Source organism: Streptomyces sp. NPDC056503, from assembly GCF_042794995.1.
Classification (GTDB): domain Bacteria; phylum Actinomycetota; class Actinomycetes; order Streptomycetales; family Streptomycetaceae; genus Streptomyces.
The window spans coordinates 1-8287 of record NZ_JBHTST010000213.1 but is presented as its reverse complement, the minus strand read 5'-3'; the positions used below and the strand labels follow the sequence as shown (position 1 = coordinate 8287).

The window sequence follows — 8287 nt, the reverse complement described above, 5'->3', positions numbered from 1 at the left end:
CGCGCCCGGAACCGGCGGACGGCCGGCACCGTCTTCACGGTGCCGGCCTTCCTTCGCCGACGGGAGCACCGCGCTTCGGCCCGGGGCCGTACTTCACGCGGATCGTGCCTTTGCCGGACGGCGTACCGGATCTCCTCGCGGAACCGGAACCGGAACCGGAACCGGAACCGGAACCGTGGGCGTGGGCGTGGGCGTGGGCGTGGGCTCAGGCGCCGTTCCGGGCGGCGGTGGCGCGGCGGCGCGTCCTGACCAGGACGCCGGCGGCGGCGCCGCCGAGGAGCAACGCGCCGAGGGCGTACGGGCTGCCGCCGACGCCCCCGTCCGCGCCTTCGCCCGCATCCGCGCCTGCGGCCCAGCCGAAGCCCGCTTCCACCGCACCGACCGGCTGGCCGGAGATCTGGTAGGTGACGGTCTGCTTGACGCGAGGCGGGCACTTGAGGGTCACCGTGTCCGTGCCGGAGACGGCGTCCCACGGAAGCGTGAACCGACCCACCAGGACACCCTCCCGGTCGCCGGGCAGGAGATGGAACTTCCCGCCCACCTCCGACTCGCCCTTGCCGTACGTCTCCTTGCCGCAGGCGGTCGTGCTGACGGTGACGGTGCTCCCGGGGGCCGCCTTCCCCGGATTGACCCGGACGTCGCCGTCGGGCGCCGCGACGGCGGGGGACGTGGACAGGACGAGGGCTCCCAGGACCAGGGCGAGCTGGGGACCCGTACGTGCGAGACGCATGCTTCTTCTCTCCTTCGGCGGAGCTTTCCCGGCCGGCTGGGCAGCGCGGCGCCTGTGCTGTGCTCCGTGCACAAAAAGAACTCCGACCGGTGGGCACCGCAACGGGAGATCCGCTCGCGCTGTCCCCCGGTCGGGGTCTTGATCTACCCTGCTGATGATCGTTTCCGCAGGTCACAGCGGGTCGTACGGTGCTCGGGATCGGACGGCGTGCTGCGCGCGAACGGGCTAGACACACGGATCACGAGCCTCGTCGGTGGTGCCCGGTCCTGCTCGTGGCGGAGACTTCCAGCCCTGCCGTGCCGGCCACGAGGAAGCGGTCAGTCCCGGCCCAGGATCGCCGTGAGGGCTTGCCGCAACACCGCTCCGGGATCCGCCGACGCCCCTTCGGAGCGCCACGCGACGAACCCGTCGGGGCGGACCAGCACCGCGCCGTCCGTGGTGACGCCGTGGGCCTCCGCCCAGTCCGTGCCGCTCTCGGGGGTCAGCTCCGCTCCGGGACCGTCGCCGATCAGGTACGCGTCGAGCGGCACCGCCAGCTGGTGCGCCACGCGTGTCGCCGCGGTGTGCCACCCGCCGTCGCCGTCCGCGGAACTCAGGAGGACCAGGGACCGCTCGTACAGGTCGAGGGTGGAGATCCGGGTGCCCGCGCGGTCGAGCCACAGGTGGGGCGCCCGGCTGCCGGGTTCGCCCGTGAGCCGCAGTCCGTCGGCGACGACCGGCTGCGTCGGGTCGGTGCCCAGGACGGCGCCGCGCGGATAGCGGTAGCCGAGCACCTCGTTGAGGATGCCGCTCTTCTTCCCCTTGGGGCTGCCGGCCTCGGGGCCGGGGACGTACCCGGGGTGGCTGTGCTCGACCGAGCGTGCCGCGGCGCGGGCGCTCGTCGTCTCCGCGACCGGCCGGCGCTCCGCGTCGTAGGAGGCGAGCAGGCCGGGGCCGGCCCAGCCGTCCAGGACGGCGGCGAGCTTCCAGGCGAGGTTGTGCGCGTCCTGGATACCGGTGTTGGAGCCGAACGCCCCGGTGGGCGGCATCTCGTGGGCGGAGTCGCCGACGAGGAACACCCGTCCGTCCACGTACCGTTCGGCGATCCTCTCGGCCGCGTGCCAGGGAGCCCGGCCCGTGATCTCCACGTCGAGGTCCGGCACGCCCACGGCCCGCCGGATGTGCTCCCGGCAGCGCTCGTCGGTGAACTCCTCCAGGGTCTCGCCGCGTTCGGGGTGCCAGGGGGCGTGGAACACCCAGCGCTCCTCGTTGTCGACCGGCAGCAGGGCCCCGTCGGCGTCCGGGTTCGTCAGGTAGCAGACGATGAAGCGCCGGTCGCCGACGACGTTCGCGAGACCGCGGGAGACGAAGGTGATGCTCACGTTGTGGAACAGGTCGCCCGGGCCGTTCTGCCCGATGCCGAGCTGCTCGCGGATGGGGCTGCGCGGGCCGTCCGCCGCGACGAGGTAGTCCGCGCGGATGGTGGTGTGCTCACCGGTGCCACGGCTCTTGACCCGCGCGGTCACCCCTTCGGCGTCCTGCTCGAAGGACATCAGCTCCGTCGCGAACCGCACGTCTCCGCCCAGTTCCGCGGCGCGCCGGAGCAGCACCGGTTCGAGGTCGTTCTGGCTGCACAGGCACCACCCGGAGGGGCTGAAGCGGGCGACGCCGCCGCCGGGGTCGATCTCCCTGAACAGCCACTCGCCGGCGTCGCCCGCCAGGCTCGGCGTCTGGAGGATGCCGTTGTTGCGCGCCAGGACCGACGCGGCCTCCTGGATGGGCCGCACCACTCCGGCTCCGCGGAACACCTCCATCGTGCGCACGTTGTTGCCGCGGCCACGGGGGTGGATCGAGGTGCCCGCGTGACGTTCGACCAGGGTGTGCGGCACTCCGAGGCGCCCCAGGAAGAGCGAGGTGGACAGGCCCACCAGCGAGCCGCCGACGATGAGTACGGGTGTGCGGTGACCGGTCGCCTCGCCGGTCACGTCGAATCGGTCCATGGTTCGTCTCCGGCGTCACCTGTGACGCGAATCGGGGATGGGATGCAGATTCATGCCCTTCGGGGGCGGGTCCACGTGCCGGAGGCACCCGGATGACACGCGGTTCACTCGTCCGCTCCACGCGGGCTCGCGCACTGTCGACGCTGATGTCAAGGATCGACACATGACGACCCCGGCGTGTCGGTCACGTAGGTCGTTCCCCCCCTCCCCCACCGAGAAGAGAAGAGGTGTGCCGGATGGCCCCCTCGGGACGCATCTCGCAGTCCGTGTTCGACGGCTCCAGGCTGCGGGTGATCCTCCTGCTCGACCTGTACGAGGGCGCGCAGCAGCAGTTCCTGGACGCCTACGAGCTCATGCGCCAGCAGGTCGCCTCCGTGCCCGGTCACATCAGTGACCAGCTGTGCCAGTCCATCGAGAACCCCTCGCAGTGGCTCATCACCAGCGAGTGGGAGAGCGCGCCGCCGTTCCTCGCGTGGGTGAACAGCGAGGAGCACGTCGAGACCGTCAAGCCGATGCACAGCTGCGTGCGGGACACCCGCTCGATGCGCTACAGCATCCTCCGGGAGACCAACCCCGGTCAGCCGGTCTCGCGGACCGTGACGCCGGCCGACGTACAGGTGGAGGCCCGGGTGGGCGACGGTGTGGCGCGCCACGCCCTCACCTTCACCGTCAAGCCGGGCTCCGAGTCGAAGGTGGCGGAGCTCCTGGCCGGGTACGAGTCGCCCCGGGCCCAGGTCGACGAGACCACGCGGCTGCGCCGCACCTCCCTGTTCATGCACGGCAATCGCGTCGTGCGTGCCGTGGAGGTGGAGGGCGACCTCCTGGTGGCCCTGCGGCACGTCGCCCGTCAGCCGGAGGTGCGGGCGGTCGAGGAGGCCATCAACCCGTACCTGGAGCAGGACCGGGACCTCACCGACCCCGAGTCGGCCCGGGTGTTCTTCACCCGGGCGGCGCTCCCGGCCGTCCACCACGTGGTGTCCGACCGGCCGGCACCGGCCGGCCTGCGGCGGCACGCGCTCTACTACCCGGCCAAGGAGGGCCGGGGGATGGAGCTCGCCCGGCTGCTCGCCGATCAGGACCGGATCGCGGCGGGCGACCCGAAGAGCCCGGTGCACAGCAGCACCGTGTTCCAGCGCGACGACATCGTGGTGCGTCTCATCGACGTCACGGGCGAGCTCGACCTCGACCCCGTCGCCTCCCTCGGACTCAAGGGCGCCCGGAAGGCCGCTGAGCTGGAGCGGCTGCTCGACGGTGCCGCGATCGGCGTCGAGGGCTCCCTGGAGACGGAGCGCAACGTCAACCGGCTGCTGTCGCACGCCGACATGCTGCCCGTCACCGACCGCTCGTCGGTCTCCTGACGGCCGGTCGCGGCTCCCGCCGCGGTCGCGTCCAGCACGTCACTGCCACATCTGGAGGTATCAAGCATGCTCAAGCCACGGATCGTGAACCTGAGCGAGACGGAACCCAACCGCAGGCGGGGAGGTGACCTGCGGGCCATGCTCACGCCGGCCACCGTGGGCTCCACCAGCGGCTTCATGGGACTGGCCATCGTCCAGCCCGGCGAGCGCATCGGCGAGCACTACCACCCGTACTCGGAGGAGTTCGTGTACGTGGTCTCCGGCGCGCTGGAGGTGGACCTGGACGGCGACACGTACGCGCTCCGGCCCGATCAGGGCCTCCTGATCCCGATCGACGTACGGCACCGCTTCCGCAACGTGGGCGATGTGGAGGCCCGCATGGTCTTCCACCTGGGCCCGCTCGCCCCCCGGCCGAGCCTCGGCCACGTCGACACGGAGATCACCGACGAGGCCGGGCTCGCCGCGGCGGGCCCGCACCTGACCGTGCACGACCCAGGACGGGTGTCCGAGCGAAGCGGGGCCATCGAGTGACCCGGCGAGTGGCCGTCACCGGCATCGGTGTGGTCGCTCCAGGCGGCACCGGGGCGAAGGCGTTCTGGGACCTGCTCGCCGCCGGCCGTACCGCGACCCGCGGCATCACCCTGTTCGACCCGGTCGGGCTGCGCTCCCGCATAGCCGCGGAGTGCGACTTCGACCCGGCGGACCACGGACTGGATCCGGACCTGAGCCGCCACGCCGACCGTTACATCCAGTTCGCCGTCGTCGCCGCCGGGGAAGCCGTCCGCGACTCCGGACTCGACACCGACGCCGAGGACCCCTGGCGCGTCGCCGTCTCCCTGGGCAGCGCCGTCGGCGGCACCACCCGACTCGAACACGACTACGTCCTGGTCAGCGAGGGCGGGCGGCGGTGGGACGTGGACCACCGCGCGGCCGACCCCAAGCTGCACATGGCGTTCTCGCCGAGCACGCTCGCCTCCGTCGTGGCCGAACAGTTCGGCGCCCGCGGCCCGGTGCAGACCGTCTCCACCGGCTGCACCTCCGGCCTCGACGCCGTCGGCTACGCCTTCCACACCATCCAGGAAGGCCGGGCGGACGTCTGCGTCGCGGGCGCGTCGGACTCCCCCATCTCCCCCATCACCATGGCCTGCTTCGACGCCATCAAGGCCACGTCGCCCGACAACGACGACCCGGAGCACGCCTCCCGCCCCTTCGACAACAACCGCAACGGTTTCGTCATGGGAGAAGGCGCGGCCGTCCTCGTCCTGGAGGAGTACGAGCACGCCAGGGCCCGCGGCGCGCACATCTACTGCGAGATCGGCGGCTACGCCACCTTCGGCAACGCGTACCACATGACCGGCCTGACCGGCGAGGGGCTGGAGATGTCCCGGGCGATCGACTCCACGCTCGACCAGGCCCGGCTCGACCCCACGCTGATCGACTACGTCAACGCGCACGGCTCGGGCACCCGCCAGAACGACCGGCACGAGACCGCCGCCGTGAAGCGGTCCCTGGGCGCGCACGCCTACGACACGCCCATGAGCTCCATCAAATCCATGGTGGGGCACTCGCTGGGCGCGATCGGCGCGATCGAGGTGGCCGCCTGCGTGCTCGCCCTGAAGCACCAGGTGGTACCTCCGACGGCGAACTACGAGACCCCCGACCCCGAGTGCGACCTGGACTACGTGCCGCGCACCGCCCGCCCCCGGAAGCTCGGGAACGTGCTCTCCGTGGGCAGCGGATTCGGCGGCTTCCAGTCCGCGGTCCTCCTGACGGGAACGGGCGGGAGGACACGATGAGCACTGAGCGCCCACGGCGTGCGGTCGTCACCGGCATCGGTGTGATCGCCCCCAACGGACTGCGTGCCGACGCGTACTGGAAGTCCGTCCGGGAAGGGCTCGGCGTACTGGACCGGATCACCCGCGAGGGGTGCCAGGACCTGCCCCTCAAGGTCGCGGGCGAGGTCCGGGGCTTCGACGCCGGCGCCCTGATCGAGGAGCGGTTCCTCGTCCAGACCGACCGCTTCAGCCACTACGCGATGGCCGCGGCCCAGCTCGCCCTCGACGACGCCGGCCTCGCCCGGGAGGACCCCGAGGAGCCGTTCGAGATCGGTGTGGTCACCGCGGCCGGCTCCGGCGGCGGCGAGTTCGGCCAGCGCGAGCTCCAGAAGCTCTGGGGCCAGGGGTCCAAGTTCGTCGGCCCCTACCAGTCCATCGCCTGGTTCTACGCCGCGAGCACCGGCCAGATCTCCATCCGGAGCGGCTTCAAGGGGCCGTGCGGTGTGGTCGCGAGCGACGAGGCGGGAGGCCTGGACGGCATCGCCCACGCGGCCCGGGCCGTACGGCGTGGCACCGGCGCGGTGGTCGTCGGAGCGGCGGAGGCCCCCCTCGCCCCGTACTCGATGGTGTGCCAGCTCGGATACCCGGAGCTCAGCACCGTCGAGGACCCGGACCGCGCCTACCGGCCCTTCACCGCGGGAGCCTGCGGCTTCGTCCCGGCGGAGGGCGGCGCGATGCTGGTCGTGGAGGACGAGTCCCGCGCCCGCGACCGGGGGGCGGCCGTCCGGGCCGTCGTCGCCGGTCACGGCGCCACGTTCACCGGCGCCTCCCGCTGGGAGGACTCCCGGGAGGGCCTCGCCCGTGCCGTCCGCGTCGCCCTCGACGAGGCCGAGTGCGCCCCCGAGGAGATCGACGTCGTCTTCGCCGACGCCCTGGGCGTACCGGAGGCGGACCGTGCCGAGGCGCTGGCGCTCGCCGACGTCCTCGGGGCGCACGCCGGCCGCGTCCCCGTCACGGCGCCCAAGACGGGCATCGGGCGTGCCTACTGCGGGGCGCCCGTCCTGGACACCGCCGCCGCGGTCTTCGCCCTGGAGCACGGCGTGGTCCCCCCCACCCCCAACGTGTTCGACATCTGCCACGACCTCGATCTGGTGATGTCCCGCGCTCGCCCCGCCGAGCTGCGCACGGCCTTGGTCCTCAGCCGGGGACTCATGGGATCCAACGCGGCGCTGGTCGTGCGCCGCGGCGACGACACCGCCCGGTAGGACCGGGCGGGAAGGAGAGCACAGATGATCACCACCACACTGACCTTCGACGAGCTCGCCGCGCTGATGAAGCAGGCGGCCGGCGTCACCGTGGACGTCCGGGAGCTGGAGAAGGCGCCCGACGCGCCGTTCGCCACCCTCGGCGTCGACTCGCTGGGCCTGCTCGGGATCGTCGGCGAGCTGGAGAACCGGTACAGCGTGGCGCTGCCGACGGACGCCGAGCGCTGCAAGACGCCCTCCGAGTTCCTCGGCCTGGTCAACGACGCCCTCAAGACGGGAGTCTGACGTGGCCGGTCACACCGACAACAGCATCACCGTCGAAGCCCCTCTCGACCTCGTCTGGGACATCACCAACGACATCGAGAACTGGCCGAACCTCTTCAGCGAGTACGCCTCCCTGGAAGTGCTCTCCCGCGAGGGCGACTCCACCACCTTCCGCCTGACCATGCACCCGGACGAGTCCGGGAAGGTCTGGAGCTGGGTGTCGGAGCGCACCGTCGACCGTCTCGGGCGGACCGTCCGCGCCCGCCGCGTCGAGACCGGCCCGTTCGACCACATGGACATCCGGTGGGAGTACGAGGAGACGCCGGCCGGCGTCCGCATGCGCTGGGTGCAGGACTTCGCGATGAAGCCCGACGCCCCGGTCGACGACGCCTGGATGACCGACAACATCAACCGCAACTCCCGCACCCAGATGGCCCTCATCCGGGACCGCATCGAGCAGGTCGCCCGCGACCGCCGGAGCGCCCCGGTCCTGCCCGGCTGACCGCGGCCCGCCGCACCCGCACACTCCCTCTCGGAAGGACGCCCGATGCACCACGCCCTGATCGTCGCCCGTATGGCGCCCGGTTCGGCTCCGGCGATCGCCGACGTCTTCGCCGCCTCCGACCGCGGGGAGCTCCCGCACCTGGTCGGCGTGAACCGGCGTCGCCTGTTCCAGTTCGGCGACGTGTACCTGCACCTCATCGAGTCGGACCAGGACCCGGGGCCGGCCATCGCGAAGCTGACCGGACACCCCGAGTTCCGCGACGCCAGCGAGAAGCTGTCGGCGTACGTCAGCGCGTACGACCCGCAGACGTGGCGGAGCCCCAAGGACGCCATGGCGCAGTGCTTCTACCGCTGGGAGCGCGACGCGGGGTCCTGATCCCCCGAGGTACGCACGGCAGGAAGACCCGAGGCC

Annotated in this window: 9 protein-coding genes; 7 read left to right on the top strand and 2 right to left on the bottom strand. The window is 72.1% G+C overall.

The annotated features are described in order from the left end of the window. Positions 1 to 205 precede the first annotated feature (205 nt). Together ACFQ8C_RS35580 and ACFQ8C_RS35575 are read right to left on the bottom strand one after the other, a co-directional pair. Positions 206 to 730, bottom strand: coding sequence for a sortase (locus ACFQ8C_RS35580; RefSeq protein ID WP_383465899.1), 525 nt, complete (start codon positions 728 to 730; stop codon positions 206 to 208). A 317-nt stretch (positions 731 to 1047) separates the two neighbouring features. Continuing rightward, positions 1048 to 2709: an FAD-dependent oxidoreductase gene (locus ACFQ8C_RS35575; RefSeq protein WP_383465897.1), complete on the bottom strand. Its 1662-nt coding sequence runs from the start codon at positions 2707 to 2709 to the stop codon at positions 1048 to 1050. A gap of 236 nt (positions 2710 to 2945) precedes the next feature. Here ACFQ8C_RS35575 and ACFQ8C_RS35570 point away from each other — a divergent pair, with 236 nt between their 5' ends. The 7 genes from ACFQ8C_RS35570 to ACFQ8C_RS35540 all read left to right on the top strand — a co-directional run bounded on the left by ACFQ8C_RS35570 (position 2946) and on the right by ACFQ8C_RS35540 (position 8251). Next, a complete protein-coding gene (locus tag ACFQ8C_RS35570; RefSeq protein ID WP_383465895.1) occupies positions 2946 to 4067 on the top strand; it encodes a SchA/CurD-like domain-containing protein in 1122 nt (373 codons plus the stop codon). Positions 4068 to 4133: 66 nt separating this feature from the next. Next, positions 4134 to 4598 (top strand): cupin domain-containing protein, encoded by a 465-nt coding sequence (locus tag ACFQ8C_RS35565; protein WP_383465893.1) that lies wholly within the window; start codon positions 4134 to 4136, stop codon positions 4596 to 4598. After that, positions 4595 to 5863 carry a beta-ketoacyl-[acyl-carrier-protein] synthase family protein gene (locus tag ACFQ8C_RS35560; protein WP_383465892.1) on the top strand — a complete coding sequence of 423 codons (1269 nt, stop codon included), beginning with the start codon at positions 4595 to 4597 and terminating at the stop codon, positions 5861 to 5863. Before ACFQ8C_RS35565 ends, ACFQ8C_RS35560 begins: the two co-directional genes overlap by 4 nt. After that, positions 5860 to 7107, top strand: coding sequence for a ketosynthase chain-length factor (locus tag ACFQ8C_RS35555; protein WP_383465891.1), 1248 nt, complete (start codon positions 5860 to 5862; stop codon positions 7105 to 7107). Before ACFQ8C_RS35560 ends, ACFQ8C_RS35555 begins: the two co-directional genes overlap by 4 nt. Before the next feature lie 24 nt (positions 7108 to 7131). After that, the gene (locus ACFQ8C_RS35550; RefSeq protein WP_383465890.1) at positions 7132 to 7392 is read left to right on the top strand and encodes an acyl carrier protein; all 261 of its coding nucleotides are present in this window, start codon (positions 7132 to 7134) and stop codon (positions 7390 to 7392) included. 1 nt (position 7393) lies between these two features. Further along, positions 7394 to 7873 (top strand): SRPBCC family protein, encoded by a 480-nt coding sequence (locus ACFQ8C_RS35545; protein ID WP_383465889.1) that lies wholly within the window; start codon positions 7394 to 7396, stop codon positions 7871 to 7873. Between the two features lie 45 nt (positions 7874 to 7918). Then, positions 7919 to 8251, top strand: coding sequence for a TcmI family type II polyketide cyclase (locus ACFQ8C_RS35540; RefSeq protein WP_383465888.1), 333 nt, complete (start codon positions 7919 to 7921; stop codon positions 8249 to 8251). Positions 8252 to 8287: the final 36 nt, after the last annotated feature.